Here is a 20,839-nt window from a genome sequence, read left to right as displayed (position 1 = left end):
CCCGGCGGAAAAGCTTCATTTTCACGCTAGTTCAGCTTGAAGCTGCCCACCGCGTCCACCAGGCCCCGCGCCTGCTCCTCGAGGCTCGCGGCGGCGGCGGCGCCTTCCTCGACCAGGGCGGCGTTGCGCTGGGTGGTGTCGTCCATCTGCTCCACGGCGCGCGCCACCTGCGCGATGCCGACGCTCTGCTCCTGGCTGGCATGGGCGATCTCCGCCATCAGCGCGGCGACCTGCCGCACGCTGGCGACGACTTCGTGCATGGCGCGTCCCGCGTCCCGCGCCTGGCGGACGCCGTCCTCGACCCGGGCCACCGAGTCGGCGATCAGGAGCTTGATCTCCTTGGCCGAGGCGGCGCTGCGCTGCGACAGATTGCGCACCTCGCTGGCCACCACGGCGAAGCCGCGCCCCTGCTCGCCGGCGCGGGCGGCCTCCACCGCGGCGTTCAGCGCCAGGATGTTGGTCTGGAAGGCGATGCTGTCGATCAGGCTGACGATGTCGGCGATCTTCTTCGAGCTGCCCTGAATTTCGCCCATGGCGTCGACCACCTGTTGCACGACGTCGCCGCCGCGCCCCGCGAGGTCATTGGAGTTGTGCGCCAGTTCGCTGGCTTGCCGCGCATGGTCGGCGTTCTGGTGCACCGTGCGGTTCAGTTCCTCCATCGCGGCGGTGGTTTCCTCCAGGCTTGCGGCCTGTTGTTCGGTACGCGACGACAAGTCCTGGTGGCCGGCGGCGATCTCCTTCGCGGCGATGTCGACGGCGTCGCTGGCGGTCTTGATCTGGCCCACCACCTCGCGCAAGCGCAGCTGCATGGTCTTCATCGCCGCCATCAGGCTGCCAGGGTCGTTGCGCCGGGTCTCGATTGGGACGATGAGGTTGCCGTCGGCGATATCGCGGGCGACACGCAGCGCGACCGTGGGGTCGCCGCCCAGTTGATGCAGGATGCCGCGGATGATGAAAACGGCCATCGTCAGACTGAGCAGCAGGCAGATCAGGGCAAAGACGGCAAAACTCAGCATGTTCCGGTAGGCGCCGTGACGGGCGTTGGCGGCGGCATCCAGCAGGTCCGCCGCGAACCGGTCCTCCAGCGTCTTCAGCAAGTCGATGCGCACGGACGCCATCTGGAACCAGCGGCCGGGGTCGCCGCCGAGGCTGGCGCCGTGGCCGCGGCCGAGCGCCAGGGCGCGCATCCGTTCCACTTCCGCCACCGCCTCGCCCTTCATCGTCTTCTCGAACAGGGCGCGCTGCGGCGGCGGCGCATGGTCGAGGAAAACCCGGGTGTATGCCTGGTGCCTGGCGACGACGGAAACGAAGCGGTTGTAGGCATCCAGGGTGAAGCGGTCGGCGCTGAAGGCGTTGTTCAGGTGCGCGCGTTCCTGGCCCGCGCTTTCCTTGATCTGGAGCAGGGCGCCATAGGCGGTGGCGATTTCGGCGCTGGCCTCGTCCGTGGCGGGATTGTCGAGCCCGGACGAAATGCTCAGCAGGTCGGCGATGGTGGCGCTGTAGTAGGCGAAAGCCTCGCTGCCGTTTTGCGCCAGTTTCGAAATCGCCTCGCGGCGGCTGTCCAGTTCGTCGAGAATGCGCGTCAGATCCTGGCCGGACGCGGTCTGCCCGTGGCTCCGGGCGGCCTGGTGGAATTCCTGGATGTGCTGATCGGTCGCCTCGCGCTGGGCGGTCAGTTCGCTGCCGAAGCGGTTGCCGCCGCTGCCGAGGAAGCCCGTCGACAAGCCGCGCTCCTTCTGCAGTTCATGCACGACGGCGCCCATCCGCACCGACAGATTGACCGAGGCCTCCAGGCGATCCATCGCGTCGGCCAGGCGGGCCTTTTCCCAGCATGTATCGGCCACGAGATAGAACAAAAAAACCAGGGGCAAGGCAATCAACAGGAACAGCTTGCTGCGCAGGCCCATATTGTTCAGCAAATTCATGTTGCTTTCTCCGTCCCGGATTTGTTCTGGATGCCTTCCCGGGTAATCCGCCCGTATTCACCGCTGCTCCGGTTCCGGTCGAAACCGGAGCAGCGGCCGTGCCGTCGTCCTCAGTCGTGACGCGATGGGAACATGACCGTGGCCTCGCCCTCGATCACCACGTTGCCGCGCACGGTGCAGGTGGTGTCCAGGATCACCCGCTTCTTGTCCAACTGCACTTCCTTGATGGTGACGCGCGCGGTGACGGTGTCCTCGGGGCGCACCGGAGCGCGGAAGCGCATGTTCTGGCCCATGTAGATGGTGCCGGGACCGGGCAGCTTGTTGGCCAGCACCGCGGAAATCAGACTGGCGGAAAGCATGCCGTGGGCGACCCGGCCCTTGAAGATGGTTTCGGACGCATAGTCCTCGTCCAGGTGCAGCGGATTCACGTCGGTGGAGACGCCCGAGTAGAGAATGATGTCCGCTTCCGTGATGGTCTTGGAGATGCTCGCTGTCATGCCGGGGGCGAGGTCTTCGACGAAGCGTTGCTGAGGTGTTCCCATGCTGCGATCTCCTGAGTGTTGAGCGGGGATCATGTTAGCGTAATGGGCGTGGCATGGGCGCGACATGAGCCGATGCAGTCACAGCGCGTGCAGCCGATCTCCCTGGCTGAAGCCCAGCAAGGGTGAGGTCAGGTCGCGGCCGAGGGCGATGACCTTGAACAGTTCCCCCATTTCGTTGGGCGAGAGCAGCACATTCACGGCGCCCCCGGCGCGCAGCGCGGCCGCGCCCCCGGCGCCATCGTGATAAGTGCGGCGGGCTTCGAGCAGGCCGGCGATGCCGCAGTTGAGCAGGAAGGTCGCCTGGCTGGTATAGCCCAGCACGTCGAGACCGGCGCCGTGGCCGGCCTCGGCGACGGCGGTGAAATCCACGTGGCTGGTGATGTCGGACAGACCGGGCCACCAGAAGGGATCGTCGTGGCTGCGGTGGCGGTAGTGGCAGCGCACCGTGCCGCCGTCGCGCTGGGGATGGTAGAGCTCGTGGCCGGGCAGGCCGTAGTCGATCAGCAGCAGCGCACCCTGCGTCAGGCGGCGGCCCCATTCCGCGGTCCAGGCGCGCGCCGCCAGGCTCACTTCGCCGCGATAGGGCGGCGTCACCGGCAGCTCGCGGACCGCCTCCTGCAATGCCGGCGCGGCGGGCCGCGCTTGCCAGGCGAAATGCCCGTCGGCATCCACGCCGACGCCCCGCTCCAGGAGCCCGTCCGCCGACCATTCCAGCGTATGGACCGGCATCGCGTCGAGCACTTCGTTGCCCACCACGCAGCCGGAGAATTGGTCCGGCAGGGCGTCCAGCCAGTGCACCCGTTCCAGCAGATGGGGCACGGCGCCGGCCAGGGTTTCGTGCTGGCGCGCGCGCAGCTCGCCCGACAGTTCCAGGATCAGGTAGCGTTCCGGCGTCAGACCCTGCCGCTCCAGGACCAGCAGCAGGTCCGCGGCCAGGCGGCCGCTGCCGGCGCCGGCCTCCAGCACCTGCGGCGCGGACGCCGCCAGCACCTGCGCCACCTGCGACGCCAGCGCCTGGCCGAACAGCGGCGTCAGTTCCGGGGCGGTGACGAAGTCGCCCTCCGCGCCGAACTTCGTCGAGCCGCCGGCGTAATAGCCCAGGCCGGGCGCGTAGAGCGCCAGTTCCATGTAGCGGGCGAAGGAGATCCAGCCGCCGCTGGCGTCGATCTCGGCGGCGATCAGGGCGCACAGCGCGCGGCTGGCGTCCTGGGCGTCGGCCGAGGGCTCGGGGAGTTGGGTGCGGAGTTGGGTGGCCATAGGGGCGGCATTGTAAGATGCACGGCCATATATCTGTGCCCCCTCCCGGCCTCCCCCTCGGGGGAGGTGACTGGTTGGCTCGCTGCGCTCGATGGCTTGATTTGCTGTTCCGCTGACAAATGTCCTTCCCGACGTCCCTCCCGACACCGATGAATCCGTCCTGCGACGCGGACCGCCGTTTCGGCGGCGTCAACCGCCTCTACGGCGCCGGCACCCTGGAACGCCTCGCCGCCGCCCATGTCTGCGTGATCGGCATCGGCGGCGTCGGCTCCTGGGCGGCGGAGGCCCTGGCCCGCTCTGGCGTGGGCCGGCTGACCCTGATCGACCTGGACCACGTGGCGGAGTCCAACGTGAATCGCCAGCTCCATGCGCTGACGGCGACCCTGGGCCAGGCCAAGGTGGCGGCGATGGCGGAGCGCATCGCCGGCATCAACCCGGGCTGCGTGGTGCGTACCGTCGACGACTTCGTCACTCCGGAGAACGTCGCGGCCCTGCTGCCGGCCTGCGACGGCGTGGTGGATGCGATCGACCAGGTGCGCGCCAAGGCGGCCCTGATCGCCCATTGCCGGCGCCTCGGCATCCCGGTGGTGACCACCGGCGGCGCCGGGGGACGCACCGATCCGAGCCGGTTGAAGGTGGACGACCTGTCCCGCACCACCCAGGACGCCCTGGCCGCGAAGGTCCGCGCCCGCCTGCGCAAGGAGTACGGTTTTCCGCGCGATCCGAAGAAGAAGTTCGGCGTCGACTGCGTCTATTCCGACGAGCCCATTCAACGCCCGCAGGCCCTGGCCTGCGACGTCGAGCCGGGAGCGCCGCACGGCGCCAGCGACGCCGCCCTGCACGGGCTGAACTGCGCCGGCTACGGCTCCTCGGTCTGCGTCACCGCCCCCTTCGGCTTCGCCGCCGCGGCGCGCATCCTGGGGCGACTGACGACCGGGCGGGAAGCCCAATAGGCGGCCAACGGTATACTTGGCGCCCCATGGATACCCTCCCAGATCAGGCCCCCGTTGTACTGGTGACCGGCGCGGCGCGCCGGGTCGGTGCCGAGATCGCCCGCCTGCTCCACGCCGCCGGTGCCCGGCTGGTGCTGCACTATCGCCGTTCGGCGCCGGAAGCCGAGGCCCTGGCCGCGACACTGAACCGGAGCCGATCCAACTCGGCCGCCACGGTGCAGGCCGACCTCTGCGACAGCGCGGCGCTGGAGCGGACCGTCGCCGTCGCGCTGGAACGCTTCGGGCGCCTCGACGGCCTGGTGAATAACGCCTCCAGCTTCTTCCGTACCCCGCTGGGAAGCATCGATCAGGCCGCCTGGCAGGAGCTGGTGGGCAGCAATTTCCAGGGGCCGCTGTTCCTGGCCCAGGCGGCGGCGCCCCATCTGCGGGCGAGCGGCGGCGCCATCGTCAATATCACCGACGTCCATGCCGAGCGGCCCCTGCGGGGCTACCCGGTGTACAGCGCGGCCAAGGCCGGGCTGCTCGGCCTGACCCGCGCCCTGGCGATCGAACTGGCGCCGCGCGTGCGGGTCAACGCCGTGGCGCCGGGCGCCGTCGACTGGCCCGAGAACGACCAGGACTTCCCGCCCGAGGAACGGCAGGCCATCATCGCCCATACCCTGCTCCAGCGCATCGGCACGCCCATGGACATCGCCCGCACCGTCCGTTTTCTTCTTTTCGACGCCCCCTACATCACCGGTCAGGTGATCAATGTGGATGGGGGGCGGACCGCCCAGTTATGAACCAGAATCAACCATTGACCGCCAAGCAGGCCGACAAGGCGCGCTTCGAAACCAACAAGCTGGCCAAGCGCCTGCGCCGCAACGTCGGCCAGGCGATCGCCGATTTCAACATGATCGAGGAGGGCGACCGGGTGATGGTCTGCCTCTCCGGCGGCAAGGACTCCTACGGCCTGCTCGACATCCTGCTCCATCTGCGCGAGCACGCGCCGATCCGCTTCGACGTGGTGGCGGTGAATCTGGACCAGAAGCAGCCGGGCTTTCCCGAGCACGTGCTGCCCGATTATCTGAAGAGCGTCGGCGTGCCGTTCCACATCGAGGAGGAGGACACCTATTCCATCGTCAAGCGGGTGATCCCCGAGGGCAAGACCACCTGCTCGCTGTGCTCGCGCCTGCGGCGCGGCATCCTCTACCGCGTCGCCGACGAGTTGAAAGCCACCAAGATCGCCCTGGGCCATCACCGCGACGACATCCTCGCCACGCTGTTTCTCAACATGTTCTTCGGCGGCAAGCTGAAGGCGATGCCGCCCAAGCTGGTCTCCGACGACGGCAGGCACATCGTGATCCGGCCGCTGGCCTATTGCCGCGAGGCGGATCTGGCGGCCTGGGCCGAGGCGCACCAGTTCCCGATCATTCCCTGCAACCTCTGCGGCAGCCAGGAGAATCTGCAACGCAAGCAGGTGCGGGCGATGCTGGACGACTGGGAAAAGCGCTTCCCCGGCCGCATCAAGACCATGTTCAGCAGCCTGACCCGGGTGGTGCCCTCGCACCTGATGGACCGCGATCTCTTCGATTTCCGCAATCTGCAGGCCAGCGGCGTGCCCGATCCCGAGGGCGACCGCGCCTTCGACCCCGAGACCTATACCGACGACAGCGTCATCCCTTTGCAACCCCTGGACGAATAAAGTACGCGAACCCGCCATGACCATCGACCTCAATGCCATCCAGCCCTTCCATCCTCCCCGCCGCGCGCTGATGGGGCCCGGCCCCTCCGACATGCATCCGCGCGTGCTGACCGCGCTGGGCCAGCCGGTGATCGGCCATCTCGACCCGGCCTTCGCCGACATGATGGAGGAACTGAAGGTGCTGCTGCGCTACGCCTTCCAGACCGACAACGCGCTGACCTTTCCGGTCTCCGGCCCCGGCTCGGTGGGCATGGAGACCTGCTTCGTGAATCTGGTGGAGCCCGGCGACAAGGTGATCGTCTGCCGCAACGGCGTGTTCGGCGGCCGCATGATCGAGAACGTCGAGCGCTGTGGCGGCGTGGCCGTGGTGGTCGAGGACGCCTGGGGCGAGGCGGTGGACCCGCAGAAACTGGCCGACGCGTTGAAGGCCCATCCGGATGCCAAGGTGGTGGCCTTCGTCCAGGCCGAAACCTCGACCGGCGCGCTGTCCGACGCCAGGATATTGATCGACGTGGCGCACCAGGCCGGCTGCCTGACCATCGTGGACGCGGTGACCTCGCTCGGCGGCGTCGCGCTCGAGGTCGATGAATGGGGCGCCGACGCGGTCTATTCCGGCAGCCAGAAATGCCTGTCCTGCACGCCCGGACTGTCGCCGGTGACCTTCGGCGAGCGCGCCGTGGAGCGGGTGAAAAACCGCCAGCGCAAGGTGCAAAGCTGGTTCATGGACCTGAACCTGGTGCTGGGCTACTGGGACGCGGCCAAGCGCACCTACCACCACACCGCGCCGATCAACAGTCTCTATGCGCTGCACGAGTCGCTGCTGATGCTGAAGGAGGAAGGCATCGAGAATGCCTGGGCCCGCCATCAGCGCCATCACCTGGCGCTGCGCGCCGGCTTCGAGGCGCTGGGCCTGAGTTTCGTGGTCAAGCCCGAGGCGCGCCTGCCCCAGCTCAACGCGGTACACGTGCCGGACGGCATCGACGAGGCCGCGGTGCGCCGCTCCTTGCTGACGGATTTCAATCTGGAGATCGGCGCCGGCCTGGGGCCGCTGGCCGGCAAGATCTGGCGTTTCGGCCTGATGGGCCATTCATGCCGCGAAGAGAACGTGTTGCTGTGCCTCGACGCGCTGGCCCGGACGTTCGCCGCCCAGGGTCGCGCGGCGGATGGCGCCGGCGCCATCGAGGCCGCCCGCGCCGCCTACGGCCGCTGTTAAGTTCGTTCGTTTGCCTGAGCCCCGCTGCGGGGCTCAGGCAAACTTGTCCTAGACCCGACGGAGCTTTCCCGCCGGGCAGCCCCAAGGAAAACCACGGCGATACGGCGAAAGCATGAATGGCCGTGACCAGCGCATCGTCACCCACCGATTCGCGGGCATGGCCCGCTCCTACACGACAGAGCTTTTCCGCCGCGCTGCCGCAAGGAAAAGCGGCACGCGGCGAAGCCGCAACCTATCGGTGCTGCTACAGCGCTCCCCGTAACTTCGAGCGCAGCGAGCAGTATCGAACCCCCCGGAGGGGGGCGAAGGGGGCGAGTCTAGTCCTTCTTCCCGCATTTCTTGATGAAGGAGCCCTTGGCGGCGCCCGCCAGTTTCTTCTCCTCGGCCATCTTTTCGCAGTTCGCGTTCGCGGCCTTGGGTTCTTCCTTCGTGCTGGCGCTTCCACCGCTGGACAGGCAGTCCTTCATGAAGGACTTGCGCGCATCGCCCTTCAGGGCCTTGGTCTTGGCCTCGGCGTTGCAGGTCTTCATCTTTTCCTGTTGCGCCTTCTGGGCTTCGCTGGCGGCCTGGGCGGACAGGCAGAGCAGCGCGGTGCACGCGAGAACGATCAGCTTTTTCATGGCGAAACTCCTTGTGTGAGGAAAGGGAAGGATCTGTCCGACCCGGGGAAGCGCGACGACACGTTTCCGACAGTCGGAAAATCCAAATCGCATATTACTCCCGCCACCAGTATTCGGTATAGATATTTTTCAGGGCAACGCTTATCAAGTCCGTTCGCACCGAGTCCTGCGGCGAGGCTCAGGACAGACTGCGACGGCCCGGACGGATGAGCGTTTCCTCAGATATCGCCGGAGCCGGCTTCCAGCGCCCGCTGCTGGCGGTCGAGGAATTCCTGCATGCAGTCGATGCCGCGCAGTTGCAGGATGGTGGAGCGAACCGCGGTTTCCACCAGGACCGCGAGATTGCGGCCGGCAGCCACGGGCACGGTGACGCGGCGCACCGGCACTCCCAGGATGGTCTCGTTCTGCGCGTCCAGGGGCAGGCGCGCCGCCTGGGGCACGCCGGGCTGGGGCCGCTGCAGGTGGCAGATCAGGCGCAGGCGCATCTTGCGCCGGCAGGCGGTCTCGCCGAAGACGGTGCGGATGTTCAAGAGCCCCAGGCCGCGCACCTCGATGAAGTCCTTCAGCAACTCGGGGCAATGGCCTTCCAGGGCCTCGGGCGAGAGACGGGAGACTTCCACCACGTCGTCGGCCACCAGGCCGTGGCCGCGGGTGATCAACTCCAGCGCCAGTTCGCTCTTGCCCACGCCGGAATCGCCGGTGAGCAGCACCCCCACGCCCAGCACGTCCATGAACACGCCGTGGAGCGAAATGGTCTCGGCGAATTCCCGCGACAGGTAGAGCCGCAGGGCGTCGATCACCATCGCCGCCGGGTGGGGCGTCGAGAACAGCGGTGTGCGGCCCCGCTCGCATTCCTCCAGGACGAAATGAGGGACTTCGCAGCCGTCGGCGACGATCACGCCGGGGCTGTTGGCGGCGATGAAGTCGCGCATCTGCTGACGCATTTTTTCTTCGGGGATGCGCTGCGACCAGGCGACCTCGGGGGCGCCGAAGACCTGGATGCGCTCCGGGTGGATGACGTTGACGTGGCCGACCAGGTCGGCGGGAGAAATGTCGTCCCGGGTCACCCGGATGGGCAGGTTCAGGTCGCCGCAGATGCGGGTCAGGCCCAAGCGTTCGCGCTTGGTCTCGAACAGTTCGGCGATGGTCAGCTTGCGCGCCATTGGGCGATCCGCTCGCGCAGCGTCGCGGCATCCGGAGTGCTGAGCAGCGTCTCGCGGAAGGTCTTGTCCGAGAACATCTGCGCCAGCTCGGACAGCAGTTGCAGGTGCCGCTCCGTGGCGGCTTCCGGCACCATCAGGACGAACATCAGATCGACGGGCTGGCCGTCGGGGGAATCGAAGGGGACCGGCGTGGCCAGGCGGAAGAACGCGCCCAGCGCCTCCTTGATGCCCTTGATGCGGCCGTGGGGGATGGCGACGCCCTGCCCCAGGCCGGTGGAGCCCAGCTTCTCGCGGGCGAAGAGGGCGTCATAGACCGTGGCACGGGCGATCCCATGACGGTTTTCGAACAGCAGTCCGGCCTGTTCGAAAACCCGCTTCTTGCTGCTGGCATCCAGGTCGAGCAGGATGTTGTCGACCGGCAGGATTTTGGCGATTTGGTTCATCAGGATCAAAGGCGGCGATCAGGCGATGCGGCAAAAAGCACGTTACAGGGAAATCCCGCTATTTGAGCGGGGTAAAGGACCGCTTATGGAGTGCTTTTCACCGCTTCGCCTTCGGGTTCAACAACTCATTCGACCGGGTGGTGCTTGTCGCGGGCATGCTCGGTGATCCGCTCCTTGTGGCGCAGCACTTGGCGGTCGAGCTTGTCCACCACGGCGTCGATGGCGGCGTAGAGGTCGTCGTTGGTGGCGTCGGCGTAGATGTCCTTCCCCTTCACGTGCAGCGTGATTTCCGCTTTTTGACGCAGTTTTTCCACGGAAAGGATGACGTGGACGCTGGTCACGTGGTCGAAATGCCGGATCACGCGGTCGAGCTTGCCTGTGGCATAGTCATGAATGGCGGGCGTGACCTCCACGTGATGGCCGGTGATGTTCAAATTCATGGTGTCTCCTTTCAGAGCGTCTTTCTCAGGTTGACCGGCGGAATGCTCAGGGATTCGCGGTACTTGGCGACGGTGCGCCGCGCCACCACGATACCCTGCTCGCCGAGGATTTCCGCGAGCCGGCTGTCGGAGAGCGGTTTCTTGCCGTTCTCGGCGCCGACCAACTGCCTGATCAGCGCCCGGATCGCGGTGCTGGAGGCCGCGCCGCCCGTGTCGGTGGCGACGTGGCTGCCAAAGAAGTATTTGAGTTCGAAAATGCCGCGCGGGCTGGCCAGGTATTTCTGCGTGGTCACGCGCGAGATGGTGGATTCGTGCAGGCTCACGGTGTCGGCGATCTCGCGCAGGGTCAGCGGCCGCATCGCCACTTCGCCATGGTCGAAAAAAGCCCGCTGCCGGTCCACGATGGCTTGGCTGACCCGCAGGATGGTGTCGAAACGCTGCTGCACGTTCTTGATCAGCCACCTGGCTTCCTGCAGGTGGCCGGCCAGGCTGCTGCCCCGGTTCTGGCGCAGGATGTCGGCGTAGAGCCGGTTGATGCGCAGGCGCGGCATCGCCTCGCCGTTGAGGCTGGCGAGCCACTGGCCGCGCAGCTTGCGCACCACCACGTCCGGCACCACGTAGCGGGTGTCGAGCGCCGCATATTGCGCGCCGGGCCGCGGATTCAGGCTCAGGATCAGGTTCTGGGCGTCGCGCAGGGCGTCGTCGGTGCAATTCAGGGCTTTCCTGAGGCGGACGAAATCCCGCGCCGCCAATTGTTCCAGATGGCCGCGGACGATGGCGCAGGCCAGTTCCCGCGTCGCGGTCGCGGGGCGCGCCAGCAGTTGCAACTCCAGACACTCCTGCGGACTGCGGGCGCCGATGCCGACCGGATCGAAATGCTGCAGATGACGCAGGGCGATCCGCAATTCCTCCAGCCGCGACTCCGGGTCGCCGCCGAAATCCTCCGGCAGCAGATCGAGCAGGTCGTCCAGCGGCTGCGCCAGATAGCCGTCCTCGTCCAGCGCTTCGATCAGGAAGGCGACCAGCGCCCGCTCGCGGCTGGAAATCTGGGTCAGCGCCAGTTGCGCCAGCAAATGATCGCGCAGGCTGGTGGCGGATGCCTGGATGTCGCCGGCGTCGTTGTCCTCGTCCGGGTCCTTGCTGCCCGGACCGGACGGCAGTTCCGCGCCCCAGCCCAGCTCTTCGTCCTCGCGCGGCGCTGGCGCCTCGTCCGCCGCGGCCGGCTCCGGGGCGGAAGCCTGGGGCAGGTCGCCGGCCGGGGGCGCGAAAGTGGCGCCATCGTCGCCTGGCTCCTCGCGTTCCAGCAGCGGATTTTCCTGGAGGAACTGCTCGATCTCCTGATTCAGCTCCAACGTCGACAACTGCAGCAGCCGGATCGACTGCTGCAACTGCGGCGTCAACGCCAAGTGCTGGGAGAGCTTGAGCTGGAGCGTCTGTTTCATGACTACATGCGGAAGTTCTCGCCGAGGTACACGCGCCGCACGCTTTCATTATGAACGATTTCCTCGGGGCGGCCAGAGGCCAGCACCTCGCCCTCGTTGATGATCGTCGCCCGGTCGCAGATGCCCAGGGTTTCCCGCACGTTGTGGTCGGTGATGAGGATGCCGATGCCCCGCTCCTTGAGGAAGCCGATGATTTTCTGGATGTCGATCACCGCGATCGGGTCGACGCCGGCGAAGGGCTCGTCGAGCAGGATGAAGTGCGGCTCGGTGGCCAGGGCGCGGGCGATCTCCACCCGGCGCCGCTCGCCGCCGGAGAGGGAAATGGCGGCGCTGTCCTGGATGTGGGAGATGTGCAGTTCCTGCAACAGATTGTCCAGCCGGCCTTCCACCTGCTGCTCGTCCAGGTCCTGCAGTTCCAGCACCGCCCGGATGTTGTCGGCGACGCTGAGACGGCGGAACACCGAATTCTCCTGGGGCAGGTAGGACAGCCCCAGCCGCGCCCGCTTGTGGATGGGCATGTGGGTCAGGGTCTTGTCGCCCAGCTGGATGCTGCCGCCGTCCGAGGCCACCAGGCCGACGATCATGTAGAAGCAAGTGGTCTTGCCGGCGCCGTTCGGGCCCAGCAGGCCCACCACTTCGCCGCCGTTGACGTCGAAGGAGACGTCCTTCACCACGGTGCGGGACTTGTATTTCTTGCGCAGGTTCTGCGCGGCGAGCTTGGTCATGGGGTCCCCACCCTCGAGGTGGCTCCCCGGAGGGTGTTCATTCTGCGAGCTCCTTCAATACTTTGCGAATCACGTCGGTGCCAAAGCCGCGGGACTGGAGGAAACGCGCCTGGCGCGCCCACTCGCGCGCATCCGTCGGCGCCGAGCCGAATTTGCGCGCCCAGAGGGTCCGTACCCGCTCCAGTTCGTCGGGCAGGTCGGCGGCGGCCAGGCGCGCGGCGATGGTCTCCTCGGCCACGCCCTTGCCGCGCAGGGTCTGGCGCAGCTTGGCCGCCCCCAGGCGCGCGCCCTGGCTGCGCAGGTAGCTGTCGGCGAAACGGGCGTCGGAGAGCAGGTTGGCGTTTTGCAGTTCGGTCAGCACGGTGTCCACTTCCTCGGGGCTGCCGTGGGGGGAAAGCTTGCGTGCCAGCTCCGCCCGGCTGTGTTCCCGCCGGGCCAGGAGCCGGATGGCGCGAGGCTTCAGATCATTCACGCGGCGTCCGCGCCGCTGCCGGCAGGCAGCACGCTGACCCCCAGGGCGGTGCGGACCTTGTTTTCGATCTCCTGCGCGAGCTCGGGGCGCTCGCGCAGGAATTCGCGGGCGTTGTCCTTGCCCTGGCCGATCTTCTCGCCGTTGTAGGCGTACCAGGCGCCGGACTTGTCCACGATCTTGTGCTCCACGCCCAGGTCGATGATCTCGCCCTCGCGGGAAATGCCCTCGCCGTAGAGGATGTCGAAATGGGCTTCCCTGAAGGGGGGCGCCACCTTGTTCTTGACCACCTTGACCCGGGTCTCGTTGCCCACCACCTCGTCGCCCTTCTTGATCGCGCCGGTGCGGCGGATGTCCATGCGCACCGAGGAGTAGAACTTCAGCGCGTTGCCGCCGGTGGTGGTCTCGGGGTTGCCGAACATCACGCCGATCTTCATTCGGATCTGGTTGATGAAGATCACCAGGGTGTTGGTGCGCTTGATGTTGGCGGTCAGCTTGCGCAGCGCCTGGCTCATCAGGCGCGCCTGCAGACCCGGCAACTGGTCGCCCATCTCGCCCTCGATTTCGGCCTTGGGCACCAGGGCGGCGACGGAGTCGATGACGATCAGATCCACGCCGCCGGAGCGCACCAGCATGTCGGTGATCTCCAGGCCCTGCTCGCCGGTATCCGGTTGCGAGATCAGCAGGTCGGGCACGTTGACCCCCAGCTTGCCGGCATAGACCGGATCGAGCGCGTTTTCCGCGTCGATGTAGGCGGCGGTGCCGCCCAGCTTCTGGACCTCGGCCACCACTTGCAGGCACAGGGTGGTCTTGCCCGAGGATTCCGGGCCGTAGACCTCGACCACCCGGCCGCGCGGCAAGCCGCCGACGCCCAGGGCGATGTCCAGGCCGAGGGAGCCGGTGGAGACCACCTGCAGATCGTTCTCGATCTGGCCCTCGCCCATTTTCATGATGGAGCCCTTGCCGAATTGCTTCTCGATCTGGGCCAGCGCGGCTTGCAGTGCTTTTGCCTTGTTGTCGTCCATGGTCATTACCTTCTGCGATTGAGTTAATTATGGCACAGTTCTTGCCATGATCAGTTCCAGCAATTGCTCCAATGCGTGGATCACCGACTGGCGCCGGACCGTTTCCCGGTCGCCGCCGAAACGGCGCCGTTGCGCCCTGGGTGTTTCGCCCCGCCAGCACCAGGCGAAGCATACGGTGCCCACTGGCTTATCCGGTGAGCCACCGGTGGGCCCGGCGATGCCGGTAATCGCCAGTGCAATCATGGCGTTGGAGTTGGCGAGCGCGCCTTGCGCCATTTCCCTTGCGGTCTCCAGGCTCACCGCCCCCTCCCGTGCCAGGGTGCCGGGGCTCACGCCCAGTTGCCGCTCCTTGGCGCTGTTGGAATAGGTGACGAAGCCGTCGCCGAACCAGTCGGAACTGCCCGTCGTATGGGTGACCACCTGGGCGACCCAGCCGCCGGTGCAGGACTCCGCAGTGGCCAGGCGCAGGCCCCGCTCCTTGAGCGCGGCGCCCACCCGGGCCGACAGTTCGCTCAGTTGCGCGTCCATCACAGCAGCCGGTCCGCCACGTTCTTGAGCGCCGCCAGCGCCAGCAGGGTGTAGCCGGCGGCGACCAGGTCGTCCATCATCACGCCGAAGCCGTTTTTCACCTGGGTGTCGAACCAGCGCGCCGGCGGCGGCTTGACGATGTCGAAAAAACGGAAGGCGAGGAAGGCCAGCAGTTGCCAGCCCAGCCCGGCGGGGGCGAGGGCCAGCACCAGCCAGAAGGGGACGATCTCGTCCCAGACGATGGCGCCGTGGTCGGTGACGCCCAGATGGCGGCCGGTGATGTCGCAGACGATCACCCCCAGCGCGAACAGCACCGCCAGCGCCGCCAGGAACAGCAGGTCGGTGGGGAACAGGGGCCGCAGCAGCGGATAGCAGGCCCAGGCGAAGGCGGTGCCGGCCGTGCCCGGAGCGAAGCGGGAGAGGCCGCTGCCGAAGCCGCAGGCGATCAGATGGGCCGGGTCCTGGAACAGGAACTTGAGCGGTGGAACGGGATGTTTGGCCATGATGACGAGAGCGGGTCGGGTTGCGTGATCTGCTGGCGGCGCGCCGGCAGGCGGGATTCATTGGGCATCGGCGATTCCCCGTGTGGACGGGAAGTGGTCGTAGCCCTTGCATTCTATTGTCATTTCACGGCCGGCGGTGTCGAGTACCCGGAGGCTGCCGGGACGCGCCGCGCCGATTGCGCCGATGCGGCTGAGGGCCGGGCCGTGCGCGACCAGGCTGGCGATGGCGGCGCGGCGCGCCGGCGGCGCGGTAAACAGCAGCTCGTAGTCGTCGCCCCCCGCCAGCAGGCAGTTTTGCGCCAGGGCGCGGTCCGGGCAAGCCGCCAGGGCGGCGTCGGGCAGGCGCTCGAATTCGAGGACGGCGGAGACCGCGGACTGCTCCAGGATGTGGCCCAGGTCGGCCAGCAGGCCGTCGGAGACGTCGATCGCGGCGCTGGCCAGATCCCGCAACGCCAGGCCCAGATCCACCCGCGGCTGCGGGCGTTGCAGCGCGGCCAGGCAACCGGCTTGCCAGTCCGTCGCCAGGCGCGCGCGGCCCTGCAGCAGGGCCAGGCCCAGTGCCGCCAGACCGGGACGGCCGGAGACCCAGATGTCGTCGCCCGGACGCGCGCCGGAACGACGCAGGGCTTTCCCCGCCGGCACCTCGCCGCCGATGGTGACGCACAGGTTGCGCGGCCCGCGCGTGGTGTCGCCGCCGATCAGATCGATGCCGAAGCGGTCGGCGCAGGCGAACAGCCCCCGCGCGAACGCGGCGATCCACGCTTCCTCGGCGGCGGGCAGGGCCAGGGCCAGCAAGGCCCAGCGCGGCCGTGCGCCCATCGCCGCGAGGTCGGAAACATTCACGGCCAGGGTTTTCCAGCCCAGATCCTCGGGGTCCGCGCCGGGCAGGAAATGGGTGCCTTCCACCAGCATGTCGGTGGAAACCACCAACTCCGTGTCCGGCGTCGGCCGCAGGATGGCCGCGTCGTCCCCCACGCCCAGCACGGCGCCGGGCGCGGGGCGGGTGAAGTAACGGCCGATCAGATCGAACTCGGAGGGCATGAGGTGGCGCGCCCCTGCCGGCCTAGCGGTTGCGCGTCGCTTCCTGGGGACGCAGCACCGGCGCCAGCTTGTCCAGCACGCCGTTGACGAATTTGTGGCCGTCGGTGCCGCCGAAGGTCTTGGCCAGTTCGATCGCCTCGTTGATGATCACCCGGTAGGGCGTCTCCGGATGGAAGCGCAGTTCGCAGGCCGCCAGCAGCAGCACGCTGCGCTCGATGGGGGAGACTTCGTTCCAGTTGCGGGCGATGTGCGGCACCAGCAGTTCCCGCAGCGCGGCGTCCTGCGCCATCACGCCGCCGATCAGGGCCTTGAACAGCTCGCCGTCGGCCTTGTCGAAACCGGGCGCCGATTCGGACTGGACCAGCACCGCGGCCTCGTCCTGGCCGCCCACCTGCCATTGATAGAGACCCTGGATGGCCAGCTCGCGTGCGCGCCGACGTGGGTTGATTGGCTTTCCCCCCAGCCCCCTTCCCGAGGAAGGGGGTGACGATGGTTCGCCGCTTTGCGGCTCCGTGCGGTGGCTGCGCCGCCCTTGGGGCGGCCCGGCGGGCGGCGCTTCCTTCTCGTTCCCGGAAGCGGAGGTTCCGCGGGCTTCCTCCTCGCGGTCCGGCGGCAGGGCGCTCATTTGACGGCCTTCAGCAGATGGCACATTTCCAGGGCCGCCTGCGCCGCCTCGGTGCCTTTTTGCACCATGCGCACCAGCGCCTGATCGTCGTCCTCGGTGGTCAGCACCGCGTTCGCGATGGGCGTGCCGGTGGCCAGTTGCACCTCGGTGATGCCGCGCGCCGACTCGTTGGAGACGATCTCGAAATGGTAGGTCTCGCCGCGGATCACGCAGCCCAGCGCCACCAGGGCGTCGTACTTGCCGCTCTGGGCCATGGTCTTCAGCACCAGCGGGATTTCCAGGGCGCCGGGCACGGTGGCCAGGGTGATGCGCTCGGCGGCCACGCCCAGGCGCAGCAGCTCCGCGCAGCAGCCGGAGAGCAGGCCGTCGCCGATGTCCTCGTTGAAGCGGCTCATCACCAGGCCGATGGACAGGCCGGCGCCGGCGAGATTGGGTTCGAGTTCGCGAATGTCGTTGCGGCGGGGCATGGTTCAGTCCTTGCGGAAGGCGTCTTCGGGCAGCAGGTGGCCCACCACGTGAAGGTCGAAGCCCTCCATGCTGGGAATGCGCTGGGGGCGGGAAAGCAGGCGGATGTTGCGGGCGCCGAGGTCGCGCAGGATCTGCGCGCCGATGCCGTTGGTGCGCGGGTCCCACTTGAACTTGGGCGGCGGATCGCTGGCCTGGCGCTGCAAGGCCGAGACGAGTTTTTCCTGCACGTCGCGGTGGTTGAGCAGCACGATCACGCCCTTGCCGCGCCGCACGATGATTTCCATCGCCTGATCGATGCTGTAGGACTGGAAGCGGGACGGAGTTTCCAGCAGGTCCAGCACCGAACCCGGGGCATGGACCCGCACCAGGGTTTCCTCCTCGGCGCTGATCTCGCCGTGGGTCAGGGCCAGGTGGGTTTCGCCGCTGGTCTTCTCGACATAGGCCAGCGCGCGGAAGGGGCCGTGGCGGGTCTGGATCACGTTCTCCGCCACCCGCTCCACCAGCTTCTCGTTTTCGCTGCGGTAGTGGATCAGGTCGCGGATGGTGCCGATCTTCAGGCCGTGCAGGGGGGCGAATTCCAGCAGGTCGGGCAGCCGCGCCATGGTGCCGTCGTCCTTGAGGATCTCGCAGATCACGGCGGCGGGCTCCAGCCCCGCCAGGGCGGCGAAATCGCAGCCGGCCTCGGTGTGGCCGGCGCGCACCAGGACGCCGCCGTTCCTCGCCATCAGCGGGAAGATGTGCCCCGGCTGGACCAGGTCGCTGGGCGCGGCGTTGCGCTTGACGGCCGCCTGCACGGTCAGCGCCCGGTCATAGGCGGAAATGCCGGTGGTGACGCCTTCGGCCGCCTCGATCGACATGGTGAACGCGGTGCCGTGCGGGGTGCGGTTGTCGGTGACCATCAGGGGCAGGTCCAACTGGGCGCAGCGGGCCTGGGTCAGGGTCAGGCAGATCAGGCCGCGGCCGAACTTGGCCATGAAGTTGATGGCTTCGGGAGTGACGTGTTCGGCGGCCATCACCAGGTCGCCCTCGTTCTCCCGATCCTCTTCGTCGACGAGGATCACCATGCGTCCGGCGCGGATGTCGGCGATGATTTCCTCGGTGGAGGCGATGCTCATGATGGGGGTCTTTGCTAGGGGAAGGGGCGCATTTTACGCTGGAAACGGACCCGCCCCCCTTCGCCCCCCTCGCGGGGGGTTCTCATCGGCTCGCTGCGCTCGGGCTGTTTGGGGGAGCCTGGCGTTTGGGCATTGTGCTGTTCGCGGCTGGCGCCGCGTGCCGCTTTTCCTTGCGGCGGCGCGGCGGAAAAGCTCGGGTTCATGCCCGCTCCGTTTCGGCCCTCCCCTTTCGTCTCCCGGAAAAGGGTACGTCTATCCCGGGCGAAAGGGGATGAGCCAGAGATCCCGACAGAGCTTTCCCGCCGGGCCGTCCCAAGGGAAAGCGGCGCGCGCCGGAGGCGCAACGCATCGGTGCCGCTACAGCGTTCCCCGTAACATCGAGCGCAGCGAGCAGTATCGCCCCCCCCGGAGGGGGGCGAAGGGGGGCGGGCGTCTATCTACCCAAGCGGCGGATAGAAACTCTCGCCGCGCGCCGCTTTCGCCTGGAGCCAGGCGGAGGGCGCGAAGTGGGCGCCGTGCCGTTCCGCCAGATATCGGCATTCGGCGACGAAGACCGGCAGTCCCAGGGTGTCGATCAGCGACAGGGCGCCGCCGGTCCAGGACGGGAAGCCCCAGCCCAGCAGTGAGCCCAGGTCCGCGTCCGCCATGTGGGTCACCACGCCGTTCTCGACGCAGCGCGCGGCCTCCAGCGCCTGGGCGTAGAGCAGGCGCTGCTTCACCTCGGCGACGGCGGGCTGGACCGGCGCCGGCGGATAGAGACCGGCCAGGCCGGACCAGAGCTGCTTGGGCGCACCCGCCGGATAGTCGTAGAAGCCGCCGCCGGACTTGCGCCCGGCGCGGCGCGCTTCGCCCACCATCCGCTCCAGCACGGCGGCGCAGCCGTGGCCGGCGGCATCGCCCGCCACCTCGCGGGCGATGCGCAGGCCCAGGTCCAGGCTCACTTCGTCGGCCAGGGCCAGCGGCCCCACCGGCATCCCGGCCTGGCGCGCGGCGTCCTCGATCAGCGCCGGGGCGACGCCCTGGCGCAGCAGTTGCAGGCCCTCGTTGATGTAGGCGTTGACCACCCGGGTGCTGTAGAAGCCGGGACCGTCATTGACCAGGATCGGCGTCTTGCGCAATTGGCCGGCCAGGTCGAACGCGCGCGCCACCGTCTGCGGCGTCGTCGCGGCGGCGGCGATGATCTCCACCAGTGCCATGCGCTCCACCGGCGAGAAGAAATGCATGCCGACGAAACGCTCGGGGCGCTGCGCCGTCCGCGCCAGGCCGCCGATCGGCAGTGCCGAGGTGTTGCTGGCGAACACCGCCGTGGCCGGCAGGGCGGCCTCGGCCCGGGCGATCACCTGCGCCTTGACCGCCGCGTCCTCGAGCACCGCCTCGATCGCGAAATCGCAGTCGGCCAGCAGCGCGTAGTCGGCGGTGGGAACGATGCGCGCCAGCAGGGCGTCGGCCTTGTCCTGCGCCAGGCGGCCCTTGGCCACGTCCTGGGCGAGGCGGGCGGCGATGGCGTCGCGCGCCGCCGCCGCCAGGTCGGCGCCGGCGTCCAGCAGCACCACCGGAATCCCGGCCTGGGCCGCGGCGAAGGCGATGCCGCCGCCCATCATGCCGGCGCCGAGCACCGCCAGCTTCTGCGCCGGCTGCTTGTCGACGCCCTTCGGCCGCCGCGCCAGCTTGTCGGCCAGGCCGCGGTTGATGAAGGTGGTGCGGATCAGGTTGCGCGCCACCGGGCCGGCCAGCAGTTGGCCGAAATTGCGGGCCTCCACTTCGAGGCCGGCGTCGATCGGCAGCGGCACGCCCTCCTCCACGCAGTTCAGGATCGCCAGGGGCGCCGGGTAGTTGCCGTGGGTGTCGCGCAGGGTGCGCTCCCGCGTCTCGGCGACGAATTCAGCCGCCGGCGCCGCGCTGAAGCCAGGGCGATCCCAGGGCTGGCGCGGGTCCGGCCCGCTTTCGAGCCAGCGCCGGGCGGCGGCCACTTCGTCGCCGGGCGCCGCCAGTTCATGGACGATGCCCAGCTTCAGGGCTTCCGCCGGTTTGACGTGACGTCCGGCGAGCATCATCGGCAGCGCCGCCTCGACGCCGATCAGGCGCGGCAGGCGCTGGGTGCCGCCGGCGCCGGGCAGGAGGCCGATGCCGCATTCGGGCAGGCCCACCACGGCCTTGGGATTGTCGCCCAGCACCCGGTAATGGCCGGCCAGGCAGAGTTCCAGACCGCCGCCCAGCGCCAGGCCGTTCATCGCGATGGCCACCGGCTTGCCGCAGGTCTCCAGATCGCGGAACAGCCGCTGGAACTTGCGGCTGCGCTCGGCGCCCTGCTCCGGCGTGGTGCCGCGCTCGTAGGCTTCGACGAATTCCTTCAGGTCGGCGCCGGCGATGAAGCCGTTGGCCTTGCCGGAAACGATGATCAGGCCGCGGATGGCCTGGTCGCCGCGCACCTGCGCCACGACTTCGGCCAACTCGGCCTCCATCTCCGGCATCAGTACGTTCATCGGCCGGTCGGCGGCGTCGATGGTGAGCAGGGCGATGCCCTGGGCATCGATTTCGAGTTTGAGATGTCGCATGGGGGGACTCCTGTCGCGGCGCGATCGATCCCGGTTTTCCGGGGCGGCGCGAAGAATAACAGAGCGTGGGAGGCGGCGACATCCATGATTGTTTCTTTTATGG

At 68.1% G+C, this 20,839-nt stretch carries 22 protein-coding genes; 4 read left to right on the top strand and 18 right to left on the bottom strand.

Annotated elements, in window-relative coordinates; genetic code table 11:
- Positions 1-26 precede the first annotated feature (26 nt).
- The 3 genes from B9N43_RS17710 to B9N43_RS12110 all read right to left on the bottom strand — a co-directional run bounded on the left by B9N43_RS17710 (position 27) and on the right by B9N43_RS12110 (position 3,724).
- Positions 27-1,925, bottom strand: coding sequence for a methyl-accepting chemotaxis protein (locus B9N43_RS17710; protein ID WP_145842444.1), 1,899 nt, complete (start codon positions 1,923-1,925; stop codon positions 27-29).
- Positions 1,926-2,035: 110 nt separating this feature from the next.
- Positions 2,036-2,467 carry a MaoC family dehydratase gene (locus B9N43_RS12115; protein WP_145842443.1) on the bottom strand — a complete coding sequence of 144 codons (432 nt, stop codon included), beginning with the start codon at positions 2,465-2,467 and terminating at the stop codon, positions 2,036-2,038.
- A gap of 78 nt (positions 2,468-2,545) precedes the next feature.
- Positions 2,546-3,724: a class I SAM-dependent methyltransferase gene (locus tag B9N43_RS12110; RefSeq protein WP_145842442.1), complete on the bottom strand. Its 1,179-nt coding sequence runs from the start codon at positions 3,722-3,724 to the stop codon at positions 2,546-2,548.
- Between the two features lie 149 nt (positions 3,725-3,873).
- Here B9N43_RS12110 and B9N43_RS12105 point away from each other — a divergent pair, with 149 nt between their 5' ends.
- The 4 genes from B9N43_RS12105 to B9N43_RS12090 are packed head-to-tail and all read left to right on the top strand — an operon-like array spanning position 3,874 to position 7,574.
- Complete coding sequence (locus B9N43_RS12105) at positions 3,874-4,677, top strand: ThiF family adenylyltransferase (protein ID WP_222428724.1); 804 nt, start codon at positions 3,874-3,876, stop codon at positions 4,675-4,677.
- 26 nt (positions 4,678-4,703) lie between these two features.
- A complete protein-coding gene (locus tag B9N43_RS12100; protein ID WP_145842440.1) occupies positions 4,704-5,459 on the top strand; it encodes a pteridine reductase in 756 nt (251 codons plus the stop codon).
- Positions 5,456-6,361: a tRNA 2-thiocytidine(32) synthetase TtcA gene (gene ttcA / locus B9N43_RS12095; RefSeq protein WP_145842439.1), complete on the top strand. Its 906-nt coding sequence runs from the start codon at positions 5,456-5,458 to the stop codon at positions 6,359-6,361. The genes B9N43_RS12100 and ttcA overlap by 4 nt, the downstream gene beginning before the upstream one ends.
- Positions 6,362-6,377: 16 nt before the next feature.
- Positions 6,378-7,574, top strand: a complete 1,197-nt coding sequence (locus B9N43_RS12090) for a pyridoxal-phosphate-dependent aminotransferase family protein (protein WP_222428723.1) — start codon at positions 6,378-6,380, stop codon at positions 7,572-7,574.
- Positions 7,575-7,891: 317 nt separating this feature from the next.
- Here the strand turns inward: B9N43_RS12090 and B9N43_RS12085 are convergent, their stop codons facing one another.
- The 15 genes from B9N43_RS12085 to B9N43_RS12015 form a co-directional block, all read right to left on the bottom strand.
- Positions 7,892-8,194 carry a PsiF family protein gene (locus B9N43_RS12085; protein ID WP_145842438.1) on the bottom strand — a complete coding sequence of 101 codons (303 nt, stop codon included), beginning with the start codon at positions 8,192-8,194 and terminating at the stop codon, positions 7,892-7,894.
- 218 nt (positions 8,195-8,412) lie between these two features.
- On the bottom strand, positions 8,413-9,357 hold the full coding sequence (hprK, locus tag B9N43_RS12080) for an HPr(Ser) kinase/phosphatase (RefSeq protein ID WP_145842437.1): 945 nt from the start codon (positions 9,355-9,357) through the stop codon (positions 8,413-8,415).
- Positions 9,342-9,800: a PTS IIA-like nitrogen regulatory protein PtsN gene (gene ptsN / locus B9N43_RS12075; RefSeq protein ID WP_145842436.1), complete on the bottom strand. Its 459-nt coding sequence runs from the start codon at positions 9,798-9,800 to the stop codon at positions 9,342-9,344. Before ptsN ends, hprK begins: the two co-directional genes overlap by 16 nt.
- A 125-nt stretch (positions 9,801-9,925) precedes the next feature.
- Positions 9,926-10,240 carry a ribosome hibernation-promoting factor, HPF/YfiA family gene (hpf, locus tag B9N43_RS12070; protein WP_145842435.1) on the bottom strand — a complete coding sequence of 105 codons (315 nt, stop codon included), beginning with the start codon at positions 10,238-10,240 and terminating at the stop codon, positions 9,926-9,928.
- Positions 10,241-10,251: 11 nt separating this feature from the next.
- Complete coding sequence (locus B9N43_RS12065; protein ID WP_145842434.1) at positions 10,252-11,682, bottom strand: RNA polymerase factor sigma-54; 1,431 nt, start codon at positions 11,680-11,682, stop codon at positions 10,252-10,254.
- Positions 11,683-11,684: 2 nt separating this feature from the next.
- A complete protein-coding gene (lptB, locus tag B9N43_RS12060) occupies positions 11,685-12,407 on the bottom strand; it encodes an LPS export ABC transporter ATP-binding protein (RefSeq protein WP_145842433.1) in 723 nt (240 codons plus the stop codon).
- Between the two features lie 37 nt (positions 12,408-12,444).
- Positions 12,445-12,879 (bottom strand): recombination regulator RecX, encoded by a 435-nt coding sequence (gene recX / locus B9N43_RS12055; RefSeq protein ID WP_145842432.1) that lies wholly within the window; start codon positions 12,877-12,879, stop codon positions 12,445-12,447.
- Complete coding sequence (gene recA / locus B9N43_RS12050) at positions 12,876-13,901, bottom strand: recombinase RecA (RefSeq protein ID WP_145842431.1); 1,026 nt, start codon at positions 13,899-13,901, stop codon at positions 12,876-12,878. The genes recX and recA overlap by 4 nt, the downstream gene beginning before the upstream one ends.
- Positions 13,902-13,928: 27 nt before the next feature.
- Positions 13,929-14,429: a CinA family protein gene (locus B9N43_RS12045; RefSeq protein WP_145842430.1), complete on the bottom strand. Its 501-nt coding sequence runs from the start codon at positions 14,427-14,429 to the stop codon at positions 13,929-13,931.
- Positions 14,429-14,932 carry a phosphatidylglycerophosphatase A gene (locus B9N43_RS12040; protein WP_186453805.1) on the bottom strand — a complete coding sequence of 168 codons (504 nt, stop codon included), beginning with the start codon at positions 14,930-14,932 and terminating at the stop codon, positions 14,429-14,431. The genes B9N43_RS12045 and B9N43_RS12040 overlap by 1 nt, the downstream gene beginning before the upstream one ends.
- A gap of 57 nt (positions 14,933-14,989) precedes the next feature.
- A complete protein-coding gene (gene thiL, locus B9N43_RS12035) occupies positions 14,990-15,973 on the bottom strand; it encodes a thiamine-phosphate kinase (protein WP_145842429.1) in 984 nt (327 codons plus the stop codon).
- Positions 15,974-15,995: 22 nt separating this feature from the next.
- On the bottom strand, positions 15,996-16,598 hold the full coding sequence (gene nusB / locus B9N43_RS12030) for a transcription antitermination factor NusB (RefSeq protein WP_145842428.1): 603 nt from the start codon (positions 16,596-16,598) through the stop codon (positions 15,996-15,998).
- Positions 16,595-17,065 carry a 6,7-dimethyl-8-ribityllumazine synthase gene (ribH, locus tag B9N43_RS12025; RefSeq protein WP_145842427.1) on the bottom strand — a complete coding sequence of 157 codons (471 nt, stop codon included), beginning with the start codon at positions 17,063-17,065 and terminating at the stop codon, positions 16,595-16,597. The genes nusB and ribH overlap by 4 nt, the downstream gene beginning before the upstream one ends.
- A 3-nt stretch (positions 17,066-17,068) precedes the next feature.
- Entirely contained in the window at positions 17,069-18,181 is a 1,113-nt protein-coding gene (ribBA, locus tag B9N43_RS12020; RefSeq protein ID WP_145842426.1) for a bifunctional 3,4-dihydroxy-2-butanone-4-phosphate synthase/GTP cyclohydrolase II, read from the bottom strand.
- Between the two features lie 437 nt (positions 18,182-18,618).
- The gene (locus B9N43_RS12015) at positions 18,619-20,736 is read right to left on the bottom strand and encodes a 3-hydroxyacyl-CoA dehydrogenase NAD-binding domain-containing protein (protein ID WP_145842425.1); all 2,118 of its coding nucleotides are present in this window, start codon (positions 20,734-20,736) and stop codon (positions 18,619-18,621) included.
- Positions 20,737-20,839 lie beyond the last annotated feature (103 nt).

The organism is Denitratisoma sp. DHT3 (assembly GCF_007833355.1).
GTDB lineage: Bacteria > Pseudomonadota > Gammaproteobacteria > Burkholderiales > Rhodocyclaceae > Denitratisoma.
The sequence above is the reverse complement of the archived record's forward strand: the minus strand, read 5'-3'. Positions and strand labels throughout refer to the sequence as shown.